The 25,711-nt window shown below is 74.7% G+C and carries 27 protein-coding genes; 22 read left to right on the forward strand and 5 right to left on the reverse strand.

Going from position 1 to position 25,711, the window contains the following annotated elements; translation table 11 throughout:
• Nucleotides 1-198 precede the first annotated feature (198 nt).
• The 6 genes from O7603_RS30005 (at nucleotide 199) to O7603_RS30030 (ending at nucleotide 5,933) form a co-directional block, all read left to right on the forward strand.
• On the forward strand, nucleotides 199-618 hold the full coding sequence (locus O7603_RS30005; protein ID WP_088992775.1) for a TraR/DksA C4-type zinc finger protein: 420 nt from the start codon (nucleotides 199-201) through the stop codon (nucleotides 616-618).
• Nucleotides 619-680: 62 nt separating this feature from the next.
• Nucleotides 681-1,298, forward strand: a complete 618-nt coding sequence (gene lspA, locus O7603_RS30010; RefSeq protein WP_281573076.1) for a signal peptidase II — start codon at nucleotides 681-683, stop codon at nucleotides 1,296-1,298.
• Nucleotides 1,295-2,239 (forward strand): RluA family pseudouridine synthase, encoded by a 945-nt coding sequence (locus tag O7603_RS30015; RefSeq protein WP_281573077.1) that lies wholly within the window; start codon nucleotides 1,295-1,297, stop codon nucleotides 2,237-2,239. Before lspA ends, O7603_RS30015 begins: the two co-directional genes overlap by 4 nt.
• A 42-nt stretch (nucleotides 2,240-2,281) precedes the next feature.
• The gene (locus O7603_RS30020; RefSeq protein WP_281573078.1) at nucleotides 2,282-3,292 is read left to right on the forward strand and encodes a hypothetical protein; all 1,011 of its coding nucleotides are present in this window, start codon (nucleotides 2,282-2,284) and stop codon (nucleotides 3,290-3,292) included.
• Between the two features lie 92 nt (nucleotides 3,293-3,384).
• Nucleotides 3,385-4,869, forward strand: coding sequence for an AAA family ATPase (locus O7603_RS30025; protein ID WP_281573079.1), 1,485 nt, complete (start codon nucleotides 3,385-3,387; stop codon nucleotides 4,867-4,869).
• A gap of 284 nt (nucleotides 4,870-5,153) precedes the next feature.
• Nucleotides 5,154-5,933, forward strand: coding sequence for a DUF2567 domain-containing protein (locus O7603_RS30030; RefSeq protein ID WP_281576871.1), 780 nt, complete (start codon nucleotides 5,154-5,156; stop codon nucleotides 5,931-5,933).
• Here O7603_RS30030 and O7603_RS30035 read toward each other — a convergent pair.
• Nucleotides 5,848-6,552, reverse strand: a complete 705-nt coding sequence (locus O7603_RS30035) for an LON peptidase substrate-binding domain-containing protein (protein WP_281573080.1) — start codon at nucleotides 6,550-6,552, stop codon at nucleotides 5,848-5,850. The genes O7603_RS30030 and O7603_RS30035 overlap by 86 nt on opposite strands.
• 192 nt (nucleotides 6,553-6,744) lie before the next feature.
• Between O7603_RS30035 and hisD the strand changes: the two genes are divergently transcribed.
• From hisD to O7603_RS30075, 8 genes are all read left to right on the forward strand, one after another.
• Nucleotides 6,745-8,067: a histidinol dehydrogenase gene (gene hisD / locus O7603_RS30040; RefSeq protein ID WP_281573081.1), complete on the forward strand. Its 1,323-nt coding sequence runs from the start codon at nucleotides 6,745-6,747 to the stop codon at nucleotides 8,065-8,067.
• Nucleotides 8,064-9,134 (forward strand): histidinol-phosphate transaminase, encoded by a 1,071-nt coding sequence (locus tag O7603_RS30045; RefSeq protein ID WP_281573082.1) that lies wholly within the window; start codon nucleotides 8,064-8,066, stop codon nucleotides 9,132-9,134. Before hisD ends, O7603_RS30045 begins: the two co-directional genes overlap by 4 nt.
• A gap of 55 nt (nucleotides 9,135-9,189) precedes the next feature.
• Nucleotides 9,190-9,801, forward strand: coding sequence for an imidazoleglycerol-phosphate dehydratase HisB (hisB, locus tag O7603_RS30050; protein WP_281573083.1), 612 nt, complete (start codon nucleotides 9,190-9,192; stop codon nucleotides 9,799-9,801).
• A 31-nt stretch (nucleotides 9,802-9,832) separates the two neighbouring features.
• The gene (locus tag O7603_RS30055; protein ID WP_281573084.1) at nucleotides 9,833-10,006 is read left to right on the forward strand and encodes a hypothetical protein; all 174 of its coding nucleotides are present in this window, start codon (nucleotides 9,833-9,835) and stop codon (nucleotides 10,004-10,006) included.
• A complete protein-coding gene (gene hisH, locus O7603_RS30060) occupies nucleotides 10,003-10,623 on the forward strand; it encodes an imidazole glycerol phosphate synthase subunit HisH (protein WP_281573085.1) in 621 nt (206 codons plus the stop codon). The genes O7603_RS30055 and hisH overlap by 4 nt, the downstream gene beginning before the upstream one ends.
• A gap of 47 nt (nucleotides 10,624-10,670) precedes the next feature.
• Nucleotides 10,671-10,994 carry a hypothetical protein gene (locus tag O7603_RS30065; protein ID WP_281573086.1) on the forward strand — a complete coding sequence of 108 codons (324 nt, stop codon included), beginning with the start codon at nucleotides 10,671-10,673 and terminating at the stop codon, nucleotides 10,992-10,994.
• Between the two features lie 8 nt (nucleotides 10,995-11,002).
• Entirely contained in the window at nucleotides 11,003-11,728 is a 726-nt protein-coding gene (gene priA / locus O7603_RS30070; protein WP_281573087.1) for a bifunctional 1-(5-phosphoribosyl)-5-((5-phosphoribosylamino)methylideneamino)imidazole-4-carboxamide isomerase/phosphoribosylanthranilate isomerase PriA, read from the forward strand.
• A gap of 161 nt (nucleotides 11,729-11,889) precedes the next feature.
• Nucleotides 11,890-14,646, forward strand: coding sequence for a LuxR family transcriptional regulator (locus O7603_RS30075; RefSeq protein WP_281573088.1), 2,757 nt, complete (start codon nucleotides 11,890-11,892; stop codon nucleotides 14,644-14,646).
• 41 nt (nucleotides 14,647-14,687) lie between these two features.
• Here the strand turns inward: O7603_RS30075 and O7603_RS30080 are convergent, their stop codons facing one another.
• Nucleotides 14,688-15,443 carry a helix-turn-helix domain-containing protein gene (locus O7603_RS30080; protein ID WP_281573089.1) on the reverse strand — a complete coding sequence of 252 codons (756 nt, stop codon included), beginning with the start codon at nucleotides 15,441-15,443 and terminating at the stop codon, nucleotides 14,688-14,690.
• Nucleotides 15,444-15,669: 226 nt separating this feature from the next.
• On the opposite strand from O7603_RS30080, the gene O7603_RS30085 reads away from it, so the two are divergent.
• The 7 genes from O7603_RS30085 to hisF all read left to right on the forward strand — a co-directional run bounded on the left by O7603_RS30085 (nucleotide 15,670) and on the right by hisF (nucleotide 21,036).
• Nucleotides 15,670-16,335, forward strand: coding sequence for a DUF4097 family beta strand repeat-containing protein (locus O7603_RS30085; protein WP_281573090.1), 666 nt, complete (start codon nucleotides 15,670-15,672; stop codon nucleotides 16,333-16,335).
• Between the two features lie 25 nt (nucleotides 16,336-16,360).
• A complete protein-coding gene (locus tag O7603_RS30090) occupies nucleotides 16,361-17,323 on the forward strand; it encodes an ATP-binding cassette domain-containing protein (protein WP_281573091.1) in 963 nt (320 codons plus the stop codon).
• Nucleotides 17,320-18,111 carry an ABC transporter permease gene (locus O7603_RS30095; RefSeq protein ID WP_281573092.1) on the forward strand — a complete coding sequence of 264 codons (792 nt, stop codon included), beginning with the start codon at nucleotides 17,320-17,322 and terminating at the stop codon, nucleotides 18,109-18,111. Before O7603_RS30090 ends, O7603_RS30095 begins: the two co-directional genes overlap by 4 nt.
• A 167-nt stretch (nucleotides 18,112-18,278) precedes the next feature.
• Nucleotides 18,279-18,725 carry a MarR family transcriptional regulator gene (locus O7603_RS30100; RefSeq protein WP_281573093.1) on the forward strand — a complete coding sequence of 149 codons (447 nt, stop codon included), beginning with the start codon at nucleotides 18,279-18,281 and terminating at the stop codon, nucleotides 18,723-18,725.
• A 5-nt stretch (nucleotides 18,726-18,730) separates the two neighbouring features.
• On the forward strand, nucleotides 18,731-19,156 hold the full coding sequence (locus O7603_RS30105; protein WP_281576872.1) for an organic hydroperoxide resistance protein: 426 nt from the start codon (nucleotides 18,731-18,733) through the stop codon (nucleotides 19,154-19,156).
• Nucleotides 19,153-20,154, forward strand: a complete 1,002-nt coding sequence (locus tag O7603_RS30110; protein ID WP_281573094.1) for an NADP-dependent oxidoreductase — start codon at nucleotides 19,153-19,155, stop codon at nucleotides 20,152-20,154. Before O7603_RS30105 ends, O7603_RS30110 begins: the two co-directional genes overlap by 4 nt.
• A gap of 114 nt (nucleotides 20,155-20,268) precedes the next feature.
• Nucleotides 20,269-21,036: an imidazole glycerol phosphate synthase subunit HisF gene (gene hisF / locus O7603_RS30115; protein ID WP_281573095.1), complete on the forward strand. Its 768-nt coding sequence runs from the start codon at nucleotides 20,269-20,271 to the stop codon at nucleotides 21,034-21,036.
• Nucleotides 21,037-21,046: 10 nt separating this feature from the next.
• On the opposite strand, the gene O7603_RS30120 is transcribed toward hisF, so the two are convergent.
• Nucleotides 21,047-21,493, reverse strand: a complete 447-nt coding sequence (locus O7603_RS30120) for a hypothetical protein (RefSeq protein ID WP_281573096.1) — start codon at nucleotides 21,491-21,493, stop codon at nucleotides 21,047-21,049.
• Between the two features lie 90 nt (nucleotides 21,494-21,583).
• Nucleotides 21,584-22,237, reverse strand: a complete 654-nt coding sequence (locus tag O7603_RS30125) for a hypothetical protein (protein WP_281573097.1) — start codon at nucleotides 22,235-22,237, stop codon at nucleotides 21,584-21,586.
• 57 nt (nucleotides 22,238-22,294) lie between these two features.
• Between O7603_RS30125 and O7603_RS30130 the strand changes: the two genes are divergently transcribed.
• Entirely contained in the window at nucleotides 22,295-23,752 is a 1,458-nt protein-coding gene (locus O7603_RS30130; RefSeq protein ID WP_281573098.1) for a PLP-dependent aminotransferase family protein, read from the forward strand.
• A gap of 121 nt (nucleotides 23,753-23,873) precedes the next feature.
• Here the strand turns inward: O7603_RS30130 and O7603_RS30135 are convergent, their stop codons facing one another.
• A complete protein-coding gene (locus tag O7603_RS30135; RefSeq protein WP_281573099.1) occupies nucleotides 23,874-25,700 on the reverse strand; it encodes a long-chain fatty acid--CoA ligase in 1,827 nt (608 codons plus the stop codon).
• Nucleotides 25,701-25,711: the final 11 nt, after the last annotated feature.

Consider the following 25,711-nt stretch of genomic DNA (forward strand, 5'->3'; position numbering starts at 1 on the left):
AGGTGGGACTCGAGGCTGAATAGCGGTACGTCGGTGCGGCACGTTGTCGGACGCCTGTACGTTCCGTATTCTTGCCAACCTCCGGAGTGCGCGGCCGATGTCGCCGCGCGCCCCTTTTCGTACGTGGGGGATGCCCGTTTCGGTGTCCCCTGTCCAGGCGCCGCGGCCCGCCGCGGTTCCGCGGCCGAGGGAGCGACGATGGCGAAGCCAGCCGAGACCAGGACCGCCGGCCGCAAGCCGGTGGCCAAGGCCACCCGCAGCGCGGCGGAGACCGAGAAGATCCGGGCAGCCCTGGCGGCACGACGTGACGAGCTGCGCGCCGAGTACGATCAGACGCTGAGCGAGATCACCGAGCTGCAGCGCGATCGGCTGACCGACTCGGCCGGGGACGACCAGGCCGACACCGGGACCAAGACGTTCGAGCGGGAGCAGGAGATCTCCCTCGCCAACAGCATCCTGGAACGGATCACGCAGGTCGAGCGCGCGCTGGAGCGGCTCGACGAGGGTGGCTACGGCTGGTGCGAGCGGTGCGGGAACCCGATCCCCGTGGAGCGACTCGCCGCCTTCCCGTCGGCCACCCTCTGCGTGACCTGCAAGCAGCTGGAGGAGCGGCGCTGAGGTCCGCTCCCCGGCGGCGAGAGAGACGGTGAGCGATCACCGCGAGTGTCGATGGGGAGCAGATGACCGCAGCACCGTCCGCCGGATCCGGCCGCACCGAGCAGGGCGACCGTCGACCCCGGCCCCGGGCCGTCGCGATCCTCGTCGTCGCCGCGCTGGTGGCCCTCGCGGCCGACGCGCTCACCAAGCACCTCGCTCTGGACGCGCTCACCGGCCGCGAGCCGGTGCGGCTGCTCGGCGGGGCCGTCTACCTCAGCCTCGTCCGCAACAGCGGTGCGGCCTGGAGCATCGGCTCCGACTACACCTGGGTCTTCCCGCTGATCACCATCGGCGTGGTCGGCTGGATCATCTGGATGGCGCTGCGGCTGCGGTCGGTGCCCTGGGCGGTCTCGCTGGGCCTGGTGCTGGGCGGGGCGCTCGGCAACCTGATGGACCGGATCTTCCGGGCGCCCGCGCCGTTCCACGGCCACGTGGTCGACATGATCAGCGTCTTCGGGCCGTACGGCGAGTACTTCCCGGTGTTCAACCTGGCCGACAGCTCGCTGGTCTGCGGTGTGGTGCTCGCCCTGCTGCTGGAGCTCACCGGCCGTCAGCGCGACGGCGGTCGGGTCGGCCGTGACGGCCGGCCGGTCGACGACCCGTCGGCCGGGGCCGAGGCCGAGCAGCGGGAGCGGGCGTGACGTCGGCGTTCGCCGCGGGGGGCGACCAGCGGTCGCTGCCGGTGCCGGACGGCCTCGACGGCATGCGGCTCGACCAGGCCGTCGCCCGGCTCTTCGGGCTGTCCCGCACCGCCGCCGCGGCGCTGGTGGACGCCGGTGACGCCCTGGTCGACGGCACTGTCCGGGCCAACTCGCACAAGGTCAAGGCGGGTTCCTGGCTCGAGGTGACCCTGCCGGCACCGGCCGCGGCCCCGGTCGTGGTGCCGCAGGCGGTGCCCGGCCTGCGGGTGGTCCACGCCGACGACGACATCGTGGTGGTGGACAAGCCGGTGGGCGTCGCCGCCCATCCCAGTCCCGGCTGGACCGGCCCGACCGTGATCGGCGCGCTGGCCGCGATCGGTCACCGGATCTCGACCAGCGGCGCCGCGGAGCGGCAGGGCGTGGTGCACCGGCTCGACGTCGGCACCACGGGGATCATGGTGGTGGCCAAGAGCGAGCAGGCGTACAGCGCGCTGAAGCGGGCGTTCAAGTACCGCGAGGTGGAGAAGCGCTACCACGCTGTGGTGCAGGGTCACCTGGACCCGCTGAGCGGCACCATCGACGCCCCGATCGACCGGCACCCCACCCACGACTACCGCTGGGCCGTGGTCTCCGGCGGCAAGCCGAGCATCACCCACTACGACACCCTGGAGGCGTTTCCGGCCGCCAGCCTGGTCGACGTCCGGCTGGAGACCGGTCGGACCCACCAGATCCGGGTGCACTTCTCCACGTTGCGCCACCCGTGCGTGGGCGACCTCACGTACGGCGCGGACCCCACCCTGTCGGCCCGGCTCAAGCTGGACCGACAGTGGCTGCACGCCCGCGAGTTGAGCTTCACACACCCCCGAACGGGGGACGAGGTCCGCTTCGTCAGCGACTACCCTGACGACCTGGAACGCGCGCTCCGGATCCTCCGCGACTGAGCGGCGGCCCGTCCGACACCGACAGACGAGGGGATCCCGCCCGTGCGCGCCGGCGACCTGCTGCGCCAGTTGGACCAGCGGCTGCTGCCGCCCCTGACCCGGGCGGTGGCGCGCCTCGCCGTCACCTCGGCCCGGCCCCGGGTGCTCACCTCCACGGCGCTGCTGTCGGCGGCGGCGGTCCTGCTCACCGCCGTCTGGGCCACCGGCGGCCGCCCGGTGGGGGACCCGACGGTCGGTGAGGTGACCCGCGTCGGCGTGGTCGACGGGGACTCCGTCCCGGGCTACCTGCGGGCGGCGGCCGACGACCTCGCCGCGCTGCCGTCGGCCGCGCCGACCGGCGCCGACGGCACGTACGCGCTGGTGTCGCTCGACACCTACCTGGCCCCGCAGCGGCTGGCGGCGGTGCTCGGCGACGTGTCGGTCTCGGCGGTCTTCGGGCGGGTGCCCCTGCCCGGCCGGCAGACCGAGATCGTCCGGATTCCGGCGCTGCGCGTCCCCGACGACGTGGTGGCCGGGATGGCGGAGCTGGCCGCTCGCAAGGACCGGGAGGCCGCCGACTACCGGGCACGCGCCGCCGCGTCGACCGGCGACGCCGACCTGCGCCAGGTGTACGCCAGCGGCGCCGAGGTCGCCGCCGCGGAGGCGGCCGCCTACCGCTCCGGGTGCGCCTGCGTATACGCCGCGGTGGTGCGCGCCGAGCCGGCCACGCTGCGCGCGGTGGCCGCGCGTCGGGCCGTCCGGGCCGTGGATCCGGCGCCCGAGGTGCGTCGGCTGGACCGGACGGTGTTCACCCCGCCGCTGCCCGAGCAGCGGGACGTGGTCCGGCCGCCGGCCGACACCGCGCTGCCCGAGCCGACCGCGAGCCGGCCCGGCGGGACCCCGGCGACGCCGTCGCCCACCCCGACGGTGGGCGAATCGTCGGAACCCGCACCGGTCGTGACGGATCCGGCACCCGCCCCGGAGCCTCCGACACCCTCCGCGCCGCCGCCGTCGCCGGCCGTGACCTCGCCCGACGCGAGTGGCGAGAATCGGGTGGCGCCGACCACGTCGTGATCCCGTCCGAGGATGTGGGCGGGGCGGTGTGGTCCGAATAGGGTTTCCTTCGTAGCCTGTCAGGAGATCGATCGCGCTGGGGAGGGCGAGCCGTGGAGGGCAGCGAGACCGGCTGGGGCCGGCCGGCCGAACCAGCACCGCGGTGGCGGGCGCTGCTCGACCGGGCGCGGCATGCCGGCCGGGGCGCCGAGCAGCCCGAACCCGACCGGCGCGTCGAGGACCCGCTGCCCCCGCCCGAGCCGTTGCCCCGGCGCTCCGGGCGCGACGGCTACGCCGGGCGGGCACCGGCCGTCAGCCAGCCGGCCGAGCCGCCGTACGGCGCGGACCCCGGCTACCGGGCCGAGGCGACCTACCGGGTCGACCCGGCCTACCGGGCGGAGCCGACCTACCGTCCCGAGCCGGGCTACCGGCCGGATGCGGGCTATCCGGCCGAGCCGGGCTACCGTCCCGATCCGGGTTACCGTCCTGATCCGGGCTACCGTCCCGATCCGGGCTATTCGGCCGAGCCGGCCTACCGGGTGCCGGAGCCGCGCCGGCCGGAGCCGGTCGAGTCGCGCTACGCCCTGCTGGAGAACGGCTACCGCCCCGACCCGCCGCCCGTCGAATCCCGCTACGCGCTGCTGGAGAACGGCTACCGCCCGGAGACCGGCTATCCCGCTCCCGCGCCGCCGCCTGCTGGCCCACCGGCCCTCCCGCCGGCGGCCCCACCCGTCCCCGACCGGGGCGGCTACGCGGCCCGCGTCGAGTGGCGCCCCCAGGCGCCCGACCCCGAGCTGGAACGGGCCACCGCGGTGCTGCGTCGCGAATTCGGCAGCCCGCGGGTGCTCGCGTTCGCCAACCCCAAGGGCGGGGTGCACAAGACCACCGCCACGGTGCTCGCCGCGGCTTCCGTCGGCAGCGTCCGCGGGCGGGGCGTGCTGGCCTGGGACGACAACGAGCTGCGCGGCACCCTCGGGCTGCGCGCCGGCAGCGCCCGGCACGCCCGGACGATCCGGCACCTGATCACCGACCTGGCCCAGATCGAGATCCTCGAAGGCGCCACGCTGACCGACCACCTGGACGACTACCTGCGGCACGCCTCCGACAACTCGTACGACGTGCTGGCCGGGGAGGAGAGCCCCCGGTTCGCCCAGCGGCTCGACCAGTTCACCGTCAAGCGGGTGCTGGAGCTGCTCCGGCGCACCCACGAGGTGGTCTGCGTCGACACCGGCAACAACGTGGAGAGCGCCAACTGGCGCACGGTGATGCAGGCCGCCGACCAACTGGTGGTCACCACCGTGCCGCGCGAGGACGCGGCGTTCAGCGCCGACTGGATGCTCGACCTGCTGCACGAGGTGGGCATGGGGGAGTTGGCCGACAACGCCGTCACACTGATCTCGTGCCCCACCCCCGGCCGGTCGACGCTGCAGGACGACCTGGAGCGGCACTTCGCCACCCGCACCCGCGCGGTGGCCGTGGTGCCGTACGACCCGGCGCTGGAGACCGGGTCGTCGATCGAGTACCACCAGCTTCAGCCGGAGACGCGGCAGGCCTGGCTGCGCGCCGCCGCCGTGATGCTGGAGCCGTTCGCCCGGTGAGGGGGTGTGCCGCCACCGGCGCCCCGGCCCGTCCGACGGCCTGAGAGGATCATCGGGTGAGCCCGGACACCCCCGATCCCGAACGGCCCGCCGCCCAGCCCGGCGAGCCCGACCGCTCCGCCCCGACCCGGCCCGAGGCCACGCCGGCCGGTCCTCGGCCGGAGACCGGCACGTCCGCCACGGAAGGCGGCGCGCCCGCGTCCGGGGCCGGGGAGCCCGCGCCTCCGGCCGGCGCGCTGCCGGCGTCGCAGCCCACCCCCGCGTCACCCGAGACCGAGCCGACGGTGCCGGGACCGGGGCCGGCGGTGCCGGGACCGGGGCCGGCGGTGCCGGAGGGCGGGCTGGCGGACCCGCGGCTGGGCCCGTGGGGGGCACCGCCGGCGGCCGGGGTGGACGCGACGCGGATGGGCGCCGTACCGGTGCCTGGGTCGCGGTCGCGCGCCGCGGTGGCCGCGCTCGCTGCCGGGCTGGCCGTGGCCCTCCTCGGTGTGCCGCTCGGCCTGCTCTGGGCGGCCGTCGCCCCGGACACTCCGGTGATCAAGGCCCCCGACGGCGCGCTCTACGCCCAGCCGCAGCCGGAGCAGCCGGTCGCGGCGGACGGCTGGTTCAGCCTGCTCGGGCTCGCCTTCGGCGTGCTCGTCGCGCTCGCGCTCTGGTTCGTGCTGCGCCGCCGCCGGGGACCGGTCGGGCTCGTCACCGCCGTGTTCGGCGCCCTCGCCGCCGCCGCCGTGGCCTGGCAGGTGGGCCGGCGGATCGGGCTGTCCACCTTCGACCGGCTGCTGGCGACCGCCCCGGACGGGCAGCCCTTCACGAAGCCGGCCGACCTGCGGACCGGCGAGCTGGACGGGTTCCTCCACGTCGTGCCGGTGCCGCAACTGCTGCTGCCCGCGTTCGGCGCGGCCGTGATGTACACCCTGCTGGCTGGGTGGTCCCGCTGGCCGTCGCTGCGCCCCGAGCCCCTGCCCGACGTCGCCGGGGTCAGTTGGGCGTCGGCGGCGACGCCAGCTCCGTCAGCGGCACCGGAACCGCCCGCACCTGGCGCAGCAGAGCCGCCTCGCGATTGAGCAGCCGCAGCTCGGCGCGGAGCCGGGCCGCGGTGTCGTCGATCGCGAGCAGCCGCTGTCGGTCGTCGACGGTCAGCGCCGCGGTCGCGGCGACGAGGTGGGACAGCACGGTGGGATCCTCCGGCAGCTGCTCGGAGATCTCCTCCGGATCCGCCCGGATCAGCCCCAGGTACTGCCGGAACACCGCGATCACGCGGGCGGCCAGCAGGTCGGCGACCTCGTCCGGGCCGCCCGGCTCGGGCAGCCACTCCACCTCGGCGGTCAGGTACGGGGCGGACCGCTCGTCGACGTCGGCGATGCGGAACCGTCGCCGGCCCACGGTCACGATGTCGAAGCCGCCGTCGGCCAGCTCCGTCACCTGCCGCAGCTCGGCGGTGCAGCCCACGTCGTGCAGGGTCACCTCGCCGCCGGGCGCCGTCGGCCGGCCACCGGGAGCGGTCGGGGCCACCTCCCAGCCCGCCTGGATGGCGACCACGCCGAACTCGCGCGGGGCGCCCGCCGGCAGGTCGACCAGGTGGCGGATCAGGGCCCGGTAGCGCTCCTCGAATATGTGCAGCGGCAGCACCAGACCGGGGAAGAGCACCGTTCCGAGCGGGAACACCGGCAGCCGCGCAGTCACGCCGTCGAGCCTAGCCCGATCCGGATCCGGCGACGTGTCCCGGCTCACCCGCCCGCCCGCCCGGCGCTGGTGCGGTCCGGTGGTCCGAGCGGGCCGGGCGGCTCCGCCGATCCGGTGGGCGTGGCTCGGCTCACCGTCCCGGCCTGCGGGCGGTCCCGGCCGGCTCCGGACCGGCCGCCTAGACTCGCAGGGGTGTTGAACCGGATCGACCTGCGCGGTGGCCTCCGTGACCCGCGCCGCCTGCTGCCCCGTGCCCAGCTCGACGTCTCCGTGGCCGTCGAGCGGATCCGGCCTGTGGTGGAGGCGGTGCGGGAGCATGGCTACCCGGCGATCCGGGCGGCGAGCGAGCGGTTCGACGGGGTCTCCCCGGAGGTGCTGCGGGTGCCCGCCGAGACGATCGCGGCGGCGGAGGGGACTCTCGACCCGGACGTCCGGGCCGCGCTGCTGGAGTCGATCAGCCGGGCCCGGCGGGTGCACGCCGACCAGCGGCGTACCGACCACACCACCCAGGTGGTGCCGGGCGGCACGGTGACCGAGCGTTGGGTGCCGGTCGACCGCGTCGGGCTCTACGTCCCCGGCGGCCTCGCGATGTACCCGTCGACCGTGGTGATGAACGTCGTTCCGGCGCAGGCGGCCGGGGTCCGCTCGCTCGTGGTGGTGAGCCCGCCGCAGAAGGACAACGGCGGTCTGCCCGATGCGCGGGTGCTCGCCGCGTGCGCGCTGCTCGGGGTGGACGAGGTCTACGCCGTCGGTGGCGCCCAGGCGGTGGCGATGCTCGCGTACGGGGCGGCGGTCGACGCCGAGGGCAGCGCCCACTGTGACCCGGTCGACATGATCACCGGCCCGGGCAATATCTGGGTCACCGCGGCCAAGCGGCTGCTGCGGGGCGTGGTCGGCATCGACGCCGAGGCCGGCCCGACCGAGATCGCCATCCTCGCCGACGACACCGCCGACCCGACGCACGTGGCGGCCGACCTGATCAGCCAGGCCGAGCACGACCCCCTCGCCGCCAGCGTCCTGGTCACCCCCTCGGTCGAGCTGGTCGAGGCGGTGGAGCGGGAGCTGGCGCGGCAGGTGCCGGCGACCAAGCACGCCGAGCGGGTGAGCACCGCGCTGACCGGCGAGCAGAGCGGCGTGGTGCTGGTCGACGACCTCGACGCCGGGCTGCGGGTGGTCGACGCGTACGCCGCCGAGCACCTGGAGATCCAGACCCGGGACGCCCGGGAGTGGGCGCTGCGGGTGCGCAACGCCGGCGCGATCTTCGTCGGCGCCTGGTCGCCGGTGTCGCTCGGCGACTACTGCGCCGGCTCCAACCACGTGCTGCCCACCGGCGGCTGCGCGCGGCACTCCTCCGGCCTGTCGGTGCAGTCCTTCCTGCGCGGCATCCACCTGGTCGAGTACTCCGCGGAGGCGCTGCGCGAGGTGGCCCCGCACCTGGTGACCCTGGCGAACGTCGAGGACCTGCCCGCGCACGGCCAGGCCGTCCGGGCCCGGTTCCTGGGGGTGGGATCGTGACCACCCTCGACGACCTGCCGCTCCGCGACGACCTGCGCGGCCGGACGCCGTACGGGGCGCCGCAGCTGGACGTGCCGGTGCGGCTGAACACCAACGAGAACTCCTACCCGGTACCGGAGCCGGTGGTCGAGGCGATCGGCAAGGCGCTCGCGGCCGAGCTGCGCGACCTCAACCGCTACCCGGACCGGGACGCCGTCGCGCTCCGCGCCGACCTGGCCGGCTACCTCGGCCACGGGCTCACCGTCGACCAGGTCTGGGCGGCGAACGGCTCCAACGAGATCCAGCAGCAGCTGCTCCAGGCGTTCGGCGGGCCCGGCCGCAGCGCGCTCGGCTTCACCCCGGCGTACTCCATGCACCCGCTGCTGGCGCTCGGCACCGGCACCCGGTGGGTGCCCGCCCGGCGCGGCGTCGACTTCGGACTGACCGCCGAGGAGGCGGTGGGCCAGGTGCGCGAGCACCGGCCGGACGTGGTCTTCCTGTGCTCGCCGAACAATCCGACCGGCACCGCGCTGGACCCGGCCGTGGTGGCCGCGGTGCTCGACGCCGCGCCCGGCATGGTCGTGGTGGACGAGGCGTACGCCGAATTCGCCCGGCCCGGCACGGTGAGCGCCCTCGCCGTGCTGCCCGGGCATCCCCGGCTGGTGGTGACGCGGACGATGAGCAAGGCGTTCGGGTTCGCCGGCGGGCGGTTGGGCTACCTCGCCGCCGACCCCGCGGTCGTGCAGGCGGCGCGGCTGGTCCGGCTGCCGTACCACCTGTCGGCGCTCACCCAGGCGGCCGCCCGGGCGGCGCTGGCCCACCGCGACGCCCTGCTCGGCACGGTCGCGGCGATCATGGCGCAGCGCGACCGGATCGTCGACGAGCTGCGCGATCGCGGCCTGCGGGTCGCCGACAGCGACGCCAACTTCGTGCTGTTCGAGGTCGGTGGTGACCAGGCCGTCGCCTGGCGTGCCCTGTTGGACGAGGGCGTGCTGGTCCGCGACGTCGGCCTGCCGGGCTGGCTGCGGGTCACCGCCGGCACCCCCACCGAGACCGACGCCTTCCTGTCGGCGGTGGACAAGCTTTGATGGGAGCGCGGGGAGCGCGGTCGCGAGCCCCGCAGTCACGATCGAGAGGCAGGCAATGAGTCGTACCGCCCGGGTGGAGCGGGTCACCAAGGAGACCAAGGTCCTCGTGGAGCTGGACCTCGACGGCACCGGCGCCGCTGAGATCGGCACGGGCGTCGGCTTCTACGACCACATGCTGCACCAGATCGCCCGGCACGGCGGGTTCGACCTGACCGTGCGCACCGTCGGTGACCTGGAGGTCGACGCGCACCACACCATGGAGGACACGGCACTCGCCCTCGGCGCCGCGTTCGACCAGGCGCTGGGGGACAAGGCCGGCATCCGGCGGTACGGCTCGGCCACGGTCCCCATGGACGAGGTGCTGGTCCGGGCCGCGGTCGACCTCTCCGGTCGGGCGTACGTGCTGCACGACGAGCCGGCGCTGCCCCCGTACATCGGGCCGGTCTACCCGACCAGCATGACCCGGCACATCTTCGAGTCGTTCGGCCAGGCGGCCCGGATCACGCTGCACGTGGACGTGCTGCGGGCGGCCCGGCCGGGCGGTCACCCGGACGCCCACCACGTGGTCGAGGCACAGTTCAAGGCGGTCGCCCGGGCGCTGCGCGAGGCCACCGCCATCGACCCGCGGGCGGCCGGCGCGGTGCCCAGCACGAAGGGAGCGCTCTGATGACCGCGGTCGCGAACGACGGGGAGCTCCGATGAGCGGGGCGTTGCCGATCCTGCTGCTGGTGCTGGCCGGGGTGCTGGTGGGCGGCGTGTGGTCGCTGTACCGGCAGGGGGCGCCGAAGAGCGCGGTGCTGCTCACCGCGCTGCTCGCCGTGCTGGCCACCGTCGGCGGGGTGCTCTGGCTGCTGCCGGGGGAGGGCCAGTGAGCGACGTGGTGGTGCTCGACTACGGGTCGGGCAACCTGCGGTCGGCCGAGCGTGCGCTGGCCGCGGCCGGCGCCACCGTGCGGGTGACCGACGACCTGTCGGCGGCGGCCGCCGCCGACGGCCTGGTGGTGCCGGGCGTCGGCGCGTACGCGGCGTGCATGGCCGGGATCGAGGCCCTCGGCGCCGGCCCGGTGATCGCGGACCGGGTGGCCGCCGGCCGGCCGGTGCTCGGCATCTGCGTCGGCATGCAGGTGCTCTTCGAGCACGGGGAGGAGCACGGCGTGGTGACGAAGGGGCTCGGCCTGCTGCCCGGTGGCGTCACGAAGCTGGCCGCGAGCCGGCTGCCGCACATGGGCTGGAACACGGTGCGCGCGCCGGAGTCCTCGGTGCTCTTCGCCGGCCTGGCCGACGGCAGCCGGTTCTACTTCGTCCACTCGTACGCGGTGGGCGACCCCGGCGCGCTGGCCGCGGCGGGCGCCACGGTCACCACCGCCCACCACGGGACCGACTTCGTGGCCGCGGTCGAGCGGGGCCCGCTCTCCGCCGCGCAGTTCCACCCGGAGAAGTCGGCCGACACCGGTGCCGCACTGCTGCGCAACTGGCTGGCCACACTGTGACCGCCGGTGGCTGAGACGTCCGTCCCCGCGGCCGGGCGGGGTGCGCCGTGAGCAAGGAACGGGCCCGGCGCCGGGAGGCGCGCGAGGCCGAGCTGACCCGGGAACGCGCCGTCCGCCGGCGGCGGGTGGCCCGGCGCGAGCGCCGGCGGGCGCTGGTCCGCCGGCTCACGCCCCGCTGGCGCCGGCGCAGCGCCGGCCGGCTGGCCCGGCATAGCCGCACCGAGCGGGCCGCGATCGTGCTGCTGACGGTGGCGGCGCTGTTCCTGATCTGGTCGTTCGTGGACGATCTGGCGCTGCGGGTCGCGCTGGTCGTGCTGCTGCTGCTCGTGTTGCCGGCGATCGTCGTGATCGCCCTGGACCGTCGTACCTAGGAGAAGACGTGAGCCTCATCCTGTTGCCCGCCGTGGACGTCGCCGACGGCCAGGCCGTCCGGCTCGTGCAGGGCGCCGCCGGCAGCGAAACCACCTACGGCGACCCGATCGAGGCGGCGCTGGCCTTCCAGCGCGACGGTGCGGAGTGGATCCACCTGGTCGACCTGGACGCCGCGTTCGGCCGGGGCACCAACGCCCACCTGCTCGCGGAGGTGGTACGGCAGCTCGACGTCAAGGTGGAGCTCTCCGGCGGGATCCGGGACGACGAGTCGCTGGCCGCGGCCCTCGGCACCGGCGCGGCCCGGGTGAACATCGGCACCGCCGCCCTGGAGGACCCGGTCTGGTGCGACCGGGTGGTCGGCGAGTACGCCGACCGGGTGGCGATCGGGCTGGACGTGCGGGGTCGTACCCTCTCCGCCCGCGGCTGGACCCGCGACGGCGGCGACCTGTTCGAGGTGCTGGAGCGGCTGGACAAGGCGGGTGCCGCCCGTTATGTCGTCACCGACATCACCAAGGACGGCACCATGCGTGGGCCGAACCTGGACCTGCTGCGCGAGGTCTGCGCCCGCACCGACGCGCCGGTGATCGCGTCCGGCGGGGTCTCCACCCTGGACGACCTGCGCGCGCTGGCCACCCTGGAGCCGATCGGGGTGGAGGGTGTGATCACCGGCAAGGCACTGTACGCGGGCGCCTTCACCGTGCGGCAGGCGCTCGACGCGCTGGCTGCCGTGTGACGGCCACCGGTCTCGGCTCCGGCGACCGCTGAGCACCGCGGAGCCGCGCCGGCGGGCCGGGCGTCGACCGCCCGGCGGGCGGTCGCGGCGTGGCCGGACGGGCGCGCCCGACCCGCCGTACGGTCCTCGACCCGCCGGTCGGATGCTGCGAGACTGGTCCGGTGAACGGGACGGCCGTCGGTCGGGACGGCGTGGTCGAACGCGCCCGACGGTCCCTGGCCGAGGGTCGGTCGGTGCTCCTGGAGGGCCCGGCGGGGATCGGCAAGACGGTCGTGCTCCGGTCGCTGGTCGACGCCAACGGCCGGGACGGCTGGCTCACCCTGGGCTGCGCCCCCACGGAGACCGAGCGGGCGCTGCCGTTCGCGGGGCTCGCCGACGTGCTGGCACCCCTCGCCGACCGGGTGCCGGAGCTGTCGCCCCCGCAACGCGCGGCGCTCGCCGGGGTGCTGCTCAGCGGTGAGGTGAACGGCCCGGTCGACGAACGGGCCGTCGGGGTGGCCACCCGGGCGCTGCTCGACGCGGCCACCGCCGACCCCACCAGGCCGCGGGTGCTGGTGACGGTGGACGACGCGCCGTGGCTGGATCCGCCGAGCGAACGCGCGCTGCGGTTCGCGCTGCGCCGGGTGGTGCCGCGGGTCGTCGTGCTGGTGACCGTGCGCGCCGACCACCCCGGTGCCGCGCCCGCGCCGCTCGGGCTGGACCCGGGAGCCACCGGCGGTGGCCTGGAGCGGATTGCGCTCGGCCCGCTCGGCGTGGGCGCGCTGCACCACGTGCTGCGTACGGAGACCGGCGCGGCGCTGCCCCGACCGTTGCTGGTCCGGATCGCCGAGGAGTCCGGGGGCAATCCCCTGCTCGCCGTCGAACTGGCCCGGGCGGTGCTGCGGTTGCCGCACCTGCCCGCGCCGGGCGCCGACCTGCCGGCCGCGCCGTCGCTGCGCCAGTTGGTCGCCGACCGGCTGACCACGCTGCCGCCGGCGACCCGGCACGTGATCCGCCTCGCCGCGCTCTCCGGGCTGCCCACCCTGGCCGGGCTGGCTCGGGCCGGGGTGGCGGCCGCCGACCTGGACGCGGCGGAGGAGGCCGGCCTGGTCGCGGTGGACGGGGCGGTCGTCTGCTTCGCCCACCCGGTCTACGCCGCCGCGGTCCGCGCCGAGGTGCCGCCGGGGGTGCGGCACCGCCTGCACCGGCTGCTCGCCGAGACCGCCCTCGACCCGGACGAGCGGGCCCGGCAGCTGGCCCGCTGCGCCACCGCGCCCGACCCCGCGGCGGCGACCGAGATCGCGACGGCCGCCGCCCGGCAGCGGGCCCGGGGAGCGCCGGAGACGGCCGCGGGGCTGTACGACAGCGCGGCGCGGCTCACGCCGCCGGAGGCGGCCGACGAGCACGCGCGGTGGCGGCTGGCCGCCGCGCAGTGCCGGTTCGACAGCGGGGACTTCCCGGCCGCGAGGGCGGCCGCCGAGCGGGCGGCCGAGGAGCTGACCGGTGCGGCACGTGCCGATGCCCTGCTGTTGCGGGCGGTCGTGGCCTGGAGTTCGGACGAGCCGGCCGAGACCGCGGTGGCGGCGGCCGAGCGGGCGCTGAGCGTCGCGCCGCCGGGGTCCACGTTGGCCGGGCGGGTCCACGCCCACCTGGGGGTCTTCTGCGACGCCCCGGACCCGGCGCGGCGGCACGCGGAGCGGGCGGCGGCGCTGCTGGGGGAGAGCCCGGACGACCGCCCGGTGCACGCCGCCGCGTTGCTGCTGCTGCTCCTCAACGAGGTGCGCGCGGGGCTGCCGGCCCGGACCGAGCTGCTGGACCGGGCGCTGGCCGAGGAGGGGGAGGAGCCGTCCTGGCTGGCCGGGAACGTCCCCGCGATCTGGTGGAAGGCGCTCGACGAGCACGGACGGGCCCGGGAGCGGCTGCGCGGGCTGCTGGAGCGGGCGGCCGCCCGGGGCGACGAGCCGTCACAGCACGAGTTGCTGTGCCATCTGGGGGAGACGGAGCTGCTCGCCGGACGCCTGACCGACGCCGCCGCGCACCTCGCCGAGGCCCGCGAGCTGGGCGAGCAGTACGGCGCCGACTCGGCCGGCGTCGTGTGGCTGGAGGGGCTGTTGTTGGCGCACCGGGGGCGGTTGGAGGAGGCGACCCGGATCGCCGAGGACGGTCTGCGCCGGGCGGCGGAGCTGGACGATCCCTGGCGGCGGCGGACCAACGCCCAACTGGCCGGGTACGTCGCGCTGACCGCGGGGCGGCCGCCGGAGGCAGCCCGGCACTACGGCGACGTGGCGGCCGTCGTGGACGAGATGGGCCTGGTCGAGCCACTCGGGCAGCGCTTCGAGCCGGACTGGCTGGAGGCGTGCGTCGGTGCGGGGGACCTGGCCACCGCGGAGGTCGTGCTGGACCGGCTCGCCGTGCGGCACCGTCGGTGGCCGCGCCCGTGGACCATGCTGGGTCTGGCCCGCAGCCGGGTGCTGCTCGCCGGGGCCCTCGGCCGGGATCCGTCCGACGCGCTGGCCGAGTTGGCCGCCGCCCGGGCGGCCGTCTCGCCCGACGTGCTGCCCCTGGACCGGGCCCGCTGCCTGCTGGTGGCCGGCGTCGCCCACCGTCGGGTCCGCCGGCGGCGCGAGGCCCGTGACGCGCTGACCGCGGCCGCCGCCGAGTTCGACGCGCTCGGCGCGGCGGCGTTGGCGGCTCGGGCCCGCGCCGAGGCGGAACGCACCGGCGGGCGCCCCGCCGCGTCCCGCCAACTGACCGGCACCGAGCTGGAGGTGGCCCGGCTCGCCGCCGCCGGGCGGACCAACCGGGTGATCGCCGACGCGCTCTTCATCAGCCCGAAGACCGTCGAGGCGAACCTGGCCCGGGTCTACCGCAAGCTCGGCGTGACCAGCCGCGCCGAACTGGGCGCCGCGATGGCTCGCGGCGCGGACGCCGACGGATAGGGACGCCGCTCGCCCCTCCCGGGTCGGGCCCGGACTCCGGTCTAGCCGCGGTCGGAGCTTGGCGTTGCGGTGCCGCCCGAGGTCGCTTCGGGATTCGTGTAGAGGATGTCGCGGGCCTGCTCCGCGGCGCGGGTGAGGCTCTCGGTGACGAAGTCGACGAAGCGGGCGATGTTCTCGAGGCGGGCGGCGGCGGGGGTGTCGGGGCCGAGGATCCTGACGCCCTCCCGTGCGGTCTCGGCGAGCTGGGTGTTGGATCGGGCGGCGGCGATCATCCCCTGGTACCAGACGTCGTTGTCGACGAGGTAGCGCTCGCGGCGGCGTTCGTCGCGCTCCCGGCGGATGAGGCCCTGGCGCTCGAGGAACGTGGTCGCCTTGGAGATGGACGCCGGGCTGACCTGGAGGCGCTGGACGAGCTCCGACGCGGTGAGGCTGCCCGCGTCTGTGGTGTAGAGGCAGGTCAGCACCCGGGACATCATCTTGGGCAGGCCCTGTTGCATGAGGAGGGTCGTGAAGCTCTCCTCGTAGTCGCGCACGCCCTCGGCGTCGGGTCCCTGGGCCGGCGCGGGCGCCTGCCGCGCTCGGGGAGCGGCCTGCCTGCGTCGGTGGGCACGACGTTCGGTGGCGCGGTGGGCGAGGTCGGCGCGGTAGGCGGTGAAGCCGCCGTTGCGCGTCACCTCGCGCGTGATCGTCGAGGTGGGGCGGTCGAGGCGCCGGGCGATCTCCGCGTAGGCGAGCCCGTCGGCCAGCCCCAGCGCGATCTGCTGGCGTTCCTGCTGGGTGAGCCTGCCTCCCGGCATCGCGATCTCCCTCCACGCTCTTCCCGGACGCCCCGAGCATAGCGTTCATTCTCCTTCCAATGCAACGGGCGAGGATCGGAGGCGTTGCATTAGATTCAGAATCGTTGCAACAAAATCAGAGCTTCTACCTGTGGAAATGCCTCTAGCGCGCAACGAATCCGTTGCCTGGCTTGCAAACGCAACGTAGCGTTTCCGGCATCAGAAACAACGAGCGCAGGAGAGCATGATGCAGAAGTTCGACACCCCCGCCCCGATCTCCGCCGTCCTCGACATCCCCGCCGGGCGCATCCAGTTCATCGCTGCCGACCGGGCCGACACCACGGTCGAGGTCCGGCCCGCGAACGCCTCGAAGGGCCGCGACGTGAAGGTGGCGGAGCAGACCACGGTCGAGTACGACGAGGGCGTCCTGCGGATCGAGGCCCTCGCGAAGAACCAGTACCTCGGCCCCTCCGGAGCCATCGAGGTGACCATCCAGCTGCCCGCCGGTTCCCAGGTCACCGTGAAGGCGGCGGCCGCGGAATTCCGGGCCGTCGGGCGGTTCGGCGACGTGGTCTTCGAGGGCGCCCACGGCGAGATCAAGCTCGACGAGGCCGCGAGCGTCCGCCTCACCGCCCTCGCCGGCGACGTCTCGGTCGGCCGCCTGGCCGGTCCCGCGGAGATCAGCACCACGAAGGGCGACATCCGGGTCGCCGAGGCCGTGCGCGGCATGGTCGTGCTGCGCACCCAGGCCGGCGACGTGACGGTCGGCGCCGCCCACGGGGTTTCCGCCGCCCTGGACGCCGGCACCGGCTACGGGCGGATCCACAACGCGCTCAGGAACACCGACGGCGCCGCCGACCTGAACATCCACGCGACCACCGCCTACGGCGACATCGACGCCCGCAGCCTCTGACCCACGGCATCGAGGAGCACCCATCATGAACAACCTGGCCATCGCGGCGAACGGGCTGCGCAAGTCCTACGGCGACAAGGTCGTGCTCGACGGCGTCGACCTGGCCGTCCCCGAAGGAACGATCTTCTCCCTGCTCGGCCCGAACGGCGCCGGCAAGACCACCGCCGTCAAGATCCTCTCCACCCTCATCTCCCCCGACCCCGCCTCCGGCGCCGTCCGCGTCGGTGGCCACGACCTCGCCGCCGCCCCGCAGGCGATCCGCGCCGCGATCGGCGTCACCGGCCAGTTCTCGGCCGTCGACGGCCTGATCACCGGCGAGGAGAACATGCTCCTCATGGCCGACCTGCACCACCTGTCCAAGCGTGAGGGCCACCGCGCCGCCGCCGAGCTGCTGGAGCGCTTCGACCTCACCGACGCCGCGAAGAAGCCCGCCTCCACCTACTCCGGCGGTATGAAGCGCCGCCTCGACCTCGCCATGACCCTGGTCGGCAACCCGCGGATCATCTTCCTCGACGAGCCCACGACCGGCCTCGACCCGCGCAGCCGCCACAACATGTGGCAGATCATCCGCGAGCTCGTCGCCGACGGCGCCACCGTCTTCCTCACCACCCAGTACCTCGAGGAGGCCGACGAACTCGCCGACCGCATCGCCGTGCTCAACGACGGGAAGATCGCCGCCGAGGGCACCGCCGAGGAGCTGAAGCGGCTCATCCCCGGCGGGCATGTCCGGCTCCGCTTCACCGACCCGGCCTCGTACCGGTCCGCGGCCCTGGCGCTTCGTGACGCCACCCGCGACGACGAGTCCCTCGCGCTGCAGATCCCCAGCGACGGCAGCCAGCGCGCGCTTCGCTCCATCCTCGACTCGCTGGACTCGGCCGCCATCGAGGCCGACGAGTTGACCGTGCACACCCCCGACCTCGACGACGTGTTCTTCGCGCTCACCGGCGGAGCCCGCGTTCCCCACCAGCCCAAGGAGACCGTCCGATGAGTTCCCTCTCCCTCGCCGCGCGCGACTCGTCCACGATGCTGCGCCGCAACCTCCTGCACGCCCGGCGCTATCCGTCCCTCACCCTGAACCTGCTGCTCACCCCGATCATGCTGCTGCTGCTCTTCGTCTACATCTTCGGCGACGCGCTGGGCGCGGGCATCGGCGGCGGTGGATCGGACCGCTCCGAGTACCTCGCGTACCTCGTCCCGGGCCTCCTGCTGATGACCATCGGCAGCACCGTGATCGGGACCGCGGTGTCCGTCTCCAACGACATGACCGAGGGCATCATCGCCCGCTTCCGCACGATGGCGATCCACCGCGGTTCGGTGCTCGTCGGGCACGTCGTCGGCAGCGTGTTGCAGTCGGTCATGAGCGTGGTCCTCGTGGGCGCCGTCGCCGTCGCCATCGGCTTCCGGTCCACGGACGCCAGCGTCGTGGAGTGGCTGGCGGCGTTCGGGCTGCTCGTGCTCTTCGCCCTGGCGCTCACCTGGATCGCGGTCGGCATGGGCATGGTCAGCCCGAACGCCGAGGCCGCCAGCAACAACGCGATGCCGCTGATCCTGCTGCCGCTGCTCTCCAGCGCCTTCGTCCCGGTCGACGCCATGCCCGGCTGGTTTCAGCCGATCGCCGAGTACCAGCCGTTCACGCCGGCCATCGAGACCCTCCGGGGCCTGCTGCTCGGCAGCGAGATCGGCCACAACGGGTGGCTCGCGGTCGCCTGGTGCGTGGGTCTCGCGGTGCTCGGCTACGTCTGGTCGACCTCGACGTTCAACCGCGACCCGAAGTAACCGCCACGACAGCACGGGCCGCCTCCCGCGACTCGTCCTGCCCGAGGGCGGCGTACCCCGACACCACGTCGGCGTACGCCGCCCGTCGGCGTTCCGGCCATCCGCCGGATCCGTTCCGCGCCCAGAGCTGAGTTGTGCACAACCTAATTGCGCGCTACCGTTCCGGGGTGATCGATGACCTGGTGCTGCGCCGGCAGGTGTGCTTCGCGCTCTACGCGGCGTCGCGTGCCCTGACCGACGTCTACCGGACCGTCCTCGACGCCGTCGGGCTGACCTACCCGCAGTACCTGGTGCTGCTGGTGCTCTGGGAACGCGACGACGACGCCACCACCGTCTCCGCGCTCGGCGCCGAACTCCGGCTCGACTCCGGCACGCTCTCCCCGCTGCTCAAGCGGCTGGAGGGGGCGGGGCTCGTCGTCCGTCGGCGCGCGGCCGACGACGAGCGGCGGGTCGAGGTGGCGCTGACCGACGCCGGCCGGGCCCTGCGGCAGCGGGTGGACGACGTCCCGGCACGCATCGCGCGGGCCACCGGGCTCACCGCGGCGGAGCTGGTCGCCCTCCGCGACACCCTCACCCGGGTCACCGAGACCATCCACCAACAGAAGGAGCAGTGACCGCCATGCAGGTCCTCTACACCGCGTCCGCCCGAGCCACCGGCGACGGCCGCGACGGCCACGTCACCACCTCGGACGGCACCCTCGACCTCGACCTCGCCGTGCCGAAGGAGATGGGCGGGGCCGGCGGAGCCGCCAACCCCGAGCAGCTCTTCGCGGCCGGCTACGCGGCCTGCTTCCACTCCGCGCTGCGGCTGGCCGGCCGCCGGGCGAAGGCCGACGTGACCGACTCGGTCGTCGAGGCGGAGGTGGGCATCGGCCCGAACGGCGGCGGCGGCTTCGGGCTGACCGTCACGCTCGTGGTCGACCTGCCCGCCGTCGAGCGGGCCGCCGCCGAGCAGGTGGTAGCTCAGGCGCACCAGGTCTGCCCCTACTCCAACGCCACCCGCGGCAACATCGAGGTCGCGCTTACCGTGCGGCGGACGGCGTGACCGGCGTGAACCGGGAGATCCACCTCGCGTCCCGCCCCGACGGCTGGCCGACCGGGGAGAACTTCCGGCTGGTCGAGACCGAGATGCCCAAGCCGGGGCCGGGCCAGCTGCTGGTCCGTAACCAGTACATGTCGGTCGACCCGTACATGCGCGGGCGGATGAACGACGTCAAGTCCTACGTGCCGCCCTTCCGGCTAGACGCGCCGCTGGACGGTGGCGTGGTCGGCGAGGTGGTGGCCAGCGAGGCCGACGGGTTCGCCCCCGGCGACGTGGTGCTGCACGGGCTGGGCTGGCGGGAGTACGCGCTGGTCGACGCCGGGTCCGCCCGCATCGTCGACCCGGGGCTGGCGCCGGTCACCGCGTACCTGAGCGTGCTCGGCATGACCGGGCTGACCGCGTACGCCGGGCTGCTGGAGGTGGCCGGGATGCGGCCGGGGGAGACCGTCTTCGTCTCCGCCGCGGCCGGTGCGGTGGGCAGCCTCGTGGGGCAGATCGCCACGCTCAAGGGAGCCGCGCGGGTGGTCGGCAGCGCGGGCTCGGCGGCGAAGGTCGAGCGGCTGACCGCGCTCGGCTTCGACGCGGCGTTCGACTACCACGACGGCCCCGTCCGCCACGCGTTGAAGGCCGCCGCGCCGGACGGCATCGACGTCTACTTCGACAATGTGGGCGGCGACCATCTGGAGGCGGCGATCTCGGCGCTGCGCCCGCACGGCCGGGTGGCGATCTGCGGCATGATCGCCCACTACAACGCCGCCGAGCCGCCGGCCGCGCCACGCAACCTGGCGCTGCTCATCGGCAAGCGGCTCACCCTGCGCGGGTTCCTGGTCGGCGACCACGGCCACCTGCGCGACGAGTTCGTCCGGGAGATGTCCGGCTGGCTCCGCGAGGGCCGCGTCTCGTACGACGAGACGATCGTCGACGGCATCGAGAACGCCCCGGCGGCCTTCCTCGGCCTGCTCCGCGGCGAGAACCTGGGCAAGATGCTGGTCCGCCTCTGACCCCACGCGCCCGGGGCCCGCGGTTGCCGACCGCGGAGCCCCGGGCCGTCCCGGCCGGTGGGCGCGGTCACCGGCTCCGGGTTGGCCACCGGCGGGCGGGATAGGCTCGGCGACATGACGGTGGCGGTACGGGTTATCCCCTGCCTGGACGTGGACGCCGGGCGGGTGGTCAAGGGCGTCAACTTCCTCGACCTGCGCGACGCCGGCGACCCGGTGGAGCTGGCCGCGGCGTACGACCGGGCCGGCGCGGACGAGCTGACCTTCCTCGACGTCACCGCCTCCAGCAGCGACCGCGGCACCATGCTCGACGTGGTGCGGCGCACCGCGGAGTCGGTCTTCATCCCGCTGACCGTGGGCGGCGGGGTGCGCCGGGTCGCCGACGTCGACACCCTGCTGCGCGCCGGGGCGGACAAGGTCGGGGTGAACACCGCCGCCATCGCCCGGCCGGAGCTGATCGCCGAGATCGCCGACCGGTTCGGCCGCCAGGTGCTGGTGCTCTCGCTGGACGTACGCCGCGCGCCCGCCGGCACCACGCCGAGCGGTTTCGAGGTGACCACGCACGGCGGCCGGCGGGGGACCGGGCTGGACGCCGTCGAGTGGGCCCGGCGCGGCGCCGAACTGGGCGCCGGCGAGCTGCTGCTCAACTCGATGGACGCCGACGGCACCAAGGCCGGCTTCGACCTGGAGCTCATCGGCGCGGTCCGCCGGGTGGTCGACGTGCCGGTGGTGGCCAGCGGCGGCGCGGGCGAGGTGGCGCACTTCCCACCGGCGATCAGCGCCGGCGCGGACGCGGTGCTCGCCGCCAGCGTCTTCCACTTCGGCGAGCTGACCGTCGCCGACGTAAAGGACGCGCTGCGCCGAGACGGTCACCCCGTCCGCTGAAGCGGTCGGATCACCCCTCCGGCGAGCGCCGCGGGGTGGGGATCGAGCGGACCACGTATTCCTGCACCGCCGCCGCGTGGTCGGCCTCGTCGAGCGTCCAGTCGGCGCTGACCGGCGCGTGCCGCCGGCTCAGCACCCCCTGCACGGTGTCCACCGTGGTCGCCAGCCCGGCGCTCGGCCGGCTGCGCCAGAGCTGCTCACCCTCGGCGGTGATCCGGAACCAGCCGTCGGCGACGCTGACCAGCCCGGCGCCGACCAGCCGGCGTACCGCCGCCTCGACCTCGTGCCGCTCCGGAATGGACTGGTTGAGGTGGTCGGCGGTGGAGAGCACGTCGGCCAGGCGTACGCCCTCGGGCCGGCGGCTGGACGCGGCCCGGCGGTGCCGGCCGGCACCGCTCGCGATGACCAACGACACGAAGATCCAGGCGTCGCTCCGGCGCCATCCGCTCTCCCCCATGCAGTGATGATGCCGCCACGGATCGCGGAAGGGAACACCCGTCCCGGCGTCGCCACCACGCGGTGGTGTGCGCCGGACGGTGCGTGACGGTCAGCCGGCCGGCTGCGCCGCGACCCGTCCGGACGGGTCGACGTCCGGGTCCGCCACGGCGCACAGGGGGATGAACAGCTGGGCCAGCGGGCCGATGCTCAGCGCGTACGCGACGGTGCCGAGGCCGACCGTGCCGCCGAGCAGCCAACCCAGCGCGAGCACGGTGACCTCGATCACGGTCCGCACCAGCCGGATCGAACGGCCGGGTCGGCGGGCGACGTAGCCGGTCATCAGCCCGTCCCGGGGGCCGGGGCCGAGCCGGGCGCCCAGGTACAGCCCGGTGGCCGCGCCGTTGGCCACGATCCCGACGACCAGCAGCCCGATCCGGGCCCAGAGCGGCCCACCCGTCGGCAGCAGGGCCAGCGTCGCGTCCACCACCAGCCCGATCACCACCACGTTGCTGACCGTGCCGAGGCCGGGGCGCTGCCGCAGCGGGATCCAGAGCAGCAGGACGACCGCGCCGACCGCGATGGTCACCGTGCCGAAGGACAGCCCGGTGATCCGGGACAGTCCCTGGTGGAACACGTCCCACGGGTCGAGGCCGAGGCCGGACCGGATCATCAGGGCCATGGAGACCCCGTAGAGGGCCAGCCCGAGATAGAGCTGGGTCAACCGCCGCGCCGGCCGGTGCCGCAGATTGCCAATCGCTGCCATGCATGCCACCCTAGGGGCCAATCCGCCGAGCATAGAGCCAATCTCCGAGGAGTGGCCATGACGAGTCAGGTGCGGGGTGTCCAATTGGCCCGGCTGCTCGGGCAGTGGCACGCCCTCCCCGGCCGTCGGCGCAGCCCCGACTACGCCGCGCTCGCCGGCGCCGTCCGCGGGCTGCTCGCCGACGGCCGCCTGCCACTGGGCGTACGGCTGCCCGCCGAGCGGGAGCTGGCCGAGGCGCTGCGGATCAGCCGGACCACGGTCACGGCCGCGTACCGGCAGCTGCGGGAGACCGGCCACCTGGCCAGCCGCCGGGGGGCGGGCAGCTGGACGATGCTGCCCGGCAACCACCGGGTGGCGAGTTCCGGGCTGTGGACCCCGCAGGACGACCTCGACATGATCGACCTCGGCTGCGCCGCGCTGTCCGCGCCGCCGCAGCTGGTGCCGGCCGCCCGGGCAGCCGCCGAGGACCTGCCCCGCTACCTCGGGGGCGCCGGCTACCACCCGACCGGGATCGTCGAGCTGCGCGAGGCGGTGGCCTGCGGGTACACCCGGCGGGGCTTGCCCACCTCGGCCGACCAGATCATGGTGACCAACGGGACCCAGCACGCGCTCGACCTGGTGCTGCGGCTGGCGCTGGCACCCGGGGCCAGCGTGCTGGTGGAGTCGCCGACCTACCCGAACGCGCTCGCCGCGCTGGCGGCCCGCCGCGCCCGGATCACCACCCACGGCCTGGCCGCGGACGGCGCCGGTTGGGACGCGGACCTGCTGCTCGGCAGCATCCGGCAGTCCCGGCCGAAGCTGGCGTACCTGATCCCGGAGTTCCACAACCCCACCGGCCACCTGATGCCCACCGACCTGCGCGAGCGGGTGGTCGCCGCGGCCCACGCCGCCGGGACGGACCTGGTGGTCGACGAGTCCTTCGTGGACCTGCCGCTGGACGGCGCCGAGCTACCCCCGCCGGTCGCGACCTTCGACCGGCACTCCCGGGTGATCTCCATCGGCGGGATGAGCAAGCCCTACTGGGGCGGCCTGCGGATCGGCTGGGTACGCGCCTCCGCGCCGCAGGTGCAGCGCCTGGCCGCGGCCCGGGTCGGGGTGGACATGGCCAGTCCGGTGCTGGACCAGTTGGTCGCGGTGCACCTGCTGGCCGACGCGCCGGTCATCGTGGCGGCCCGGCGGGCGCAGCTCGCCGCCCAGCGGGACGCCCTGCTCGACGCGCTCGCCGCGCGGCTGCCGGACTGGCGGGTCACCGTGCCGTACGGCGGGGTGACGCTCTGGGCGGAGCTGGACGGGCCGATCTCCAGCGCGCTGGCCCGAGCCGCCGAGGAGGTCGGCGTACGCCTGGCCCCCGGTCCCCGGTTCGGGCTCGACGGCACGCTGGAACGGTTCCTGCGGCTGCCGTTCACGCTGCCGGCGGCCGACCTCGTCGAGGCGGTGGGCCGGATCGCCGCGGTCCGCTACGACCTGGACCGGGCCGCCCGGCCCCAGTGGCGGGAGCCCGCGGTCATCGCCTGAGGGCGCTGTGCTCGCGCCGGCCGGGCGAGGGCCCGGCCGGACGCGGTGGCCAGCTGCCCCGACGGACCGACGTGACCGGCCCCGTCCCGGGCGGGACGGGGCCGGACGGGCCGCGGGTGGGTCACAGCTCGGCGAGCGTGCCCTCGTACATCTTGTCGATCTCGGCGGCGAAGTTGCTCTCCACACCGCGCCGCTTGATCTTCAGCGACGGGGTGATCTCGCCGTGCTCGATCGTCAGGTCGCGCGGCAGGATGGTGACCTTCTTGATCGTCTCCCAGCGGTTGAGTTTCGCGTTGAGCTGGGCGACGTACCCGTCGACCATGGCCTGCGCCTCGGGCGAGGCCACGATCGCGGCGTAGTCGCGCCCCTCCAGCGGGGTGCCGGCGGCCCAACCCTTGATCGCGTCCGGGTCGAGGGTGACCAGCATGGTGCAGAAGTTGCGGGCCTGACCGATCACGATCGCCTGCGAGGTGTACGGGCAGATGGCCTTGAACATGCCCTCGATGTGCGACGGCGCGATGTACTTGCCGCCGGACGTCTTGACCAGGTCCTTCTTCCGGTCGGTGATCCGCAGGTAGCCCTGCTCGTCGAGGCTGCCGATGTCACCGGTGCGGAAGAAGCCGTCCTCGGTGAACGCGGCGGCGGTCTCCTCCGGCAGGTTGTGGTAGCCCCGCATCACCGGCCGGCCGCGGACCAGGATCTCGCCGTCGGTGTCGATGCGGCACTCCAGGTCGCCCATCGCGGTGCCGACGGTGCCGATCCGCAGCCCCTCCGGCGGGTTGACGAAGTTACCGGCGCTGGTCTCGGTCAGCCCGTAGCCCTCGGAGATCGGCAGGTTGGCGGCGGCGAAGAACGTGGCGATCTCCGGGCTGAGCGGCGCCGCGCCGGAGACGAGCACCCGGATCCGGCCGCCGAGTCGGGCCTGGAGCTTGCTGAACACCAGCTTCTCGGCCAGCCGGTAGCGCAGGCCCAGCCCGGCCGGCACCGGCTTGCCCGCCTGCTCCAGGCCGACCTTCTCCTTGCCGACCCGCACCGCCCAGGCGAAGATCTTCGCCTTGGCGCCGCCGGCGTCTTGCGCCGTGGTGACGGACTTGTTGTAGACCTTCTCGAACACGCGCGGCGCACCGCACATCAGCGTCGGCTTGACGACGCCGAGCAGGTCGACGAGCCGGTCGACCCGGCCGTCGACGTACGTGGGCAGGCCGACGTGGGTCGCACCGCAGAGCAGGGTCTTGCCGAAGGAGTGGGACAGCGGGAGCCAGAGGTACTGCAGGTCGTCCTCGCGGAGCAACCCCAGCTCGGCCTGCGCCACGCCCTCCCAGCACCAGCCGCCGTGCAGCAGCTCGACGCCCTTGGGCCGGCCGGTCGTGCCCGAGGTGTAGATCAGTGTGGCGAGGTGGTCGGGGCCGATCCCGGCGACGATCATGTCGATCAGATCCGGCTCGGCGGTGAGCGCCCGCTCGCCCCGCTCCTCAAGCTCGGCGAGGGTGAGCTGGGGGACGGCGGCGGCCGGGTCGGGGGTGCCGTCGAAGAGCACCACGTGCGTCAACGCGGGCAGGTCGGCGCCGGAGACCTTGGCCGCCTGGGCCGGGTTCTCCGCGAAGAGCACCCGGGAGGCCGAGTCGGCGATGATGTAGGTCGCGTCCTCCGGCTCGGTGGTCGGGTAGACGGTGGTGGTCGCTCCGCCGGCACACATGATGCCGAAATCCGCGAGCACCCACTCCAACCGGGTGTTGGCCAGGATCGCGACCGGGTCCTCCAGGCCCACGCCCAGGCCGTGCAGCCCGGCGGCGATCGCCTTGGCCCGGTGTCCGACCTGCTCCCACGTCAGCCAGACCGGCCCGGAGTCGTCGGCCGCCGGGTGGGCAAAAGCGTGGCGGTCGGGGGTCGCCGCCACGCGCTTGAGGAACATGTCGGGGATGGAACGGTACGGTACATCGAGAGCCATCGCTGTGCCGC

It is taken from the genome of Micromonospora sp. WMMD812, from assembly GCF_027497215.1.
Lineage (GTDB): Bacteria > Actinomycetota > Actinomycetes > Mycobacteriales > Micromonosporaceae > Micromonospora.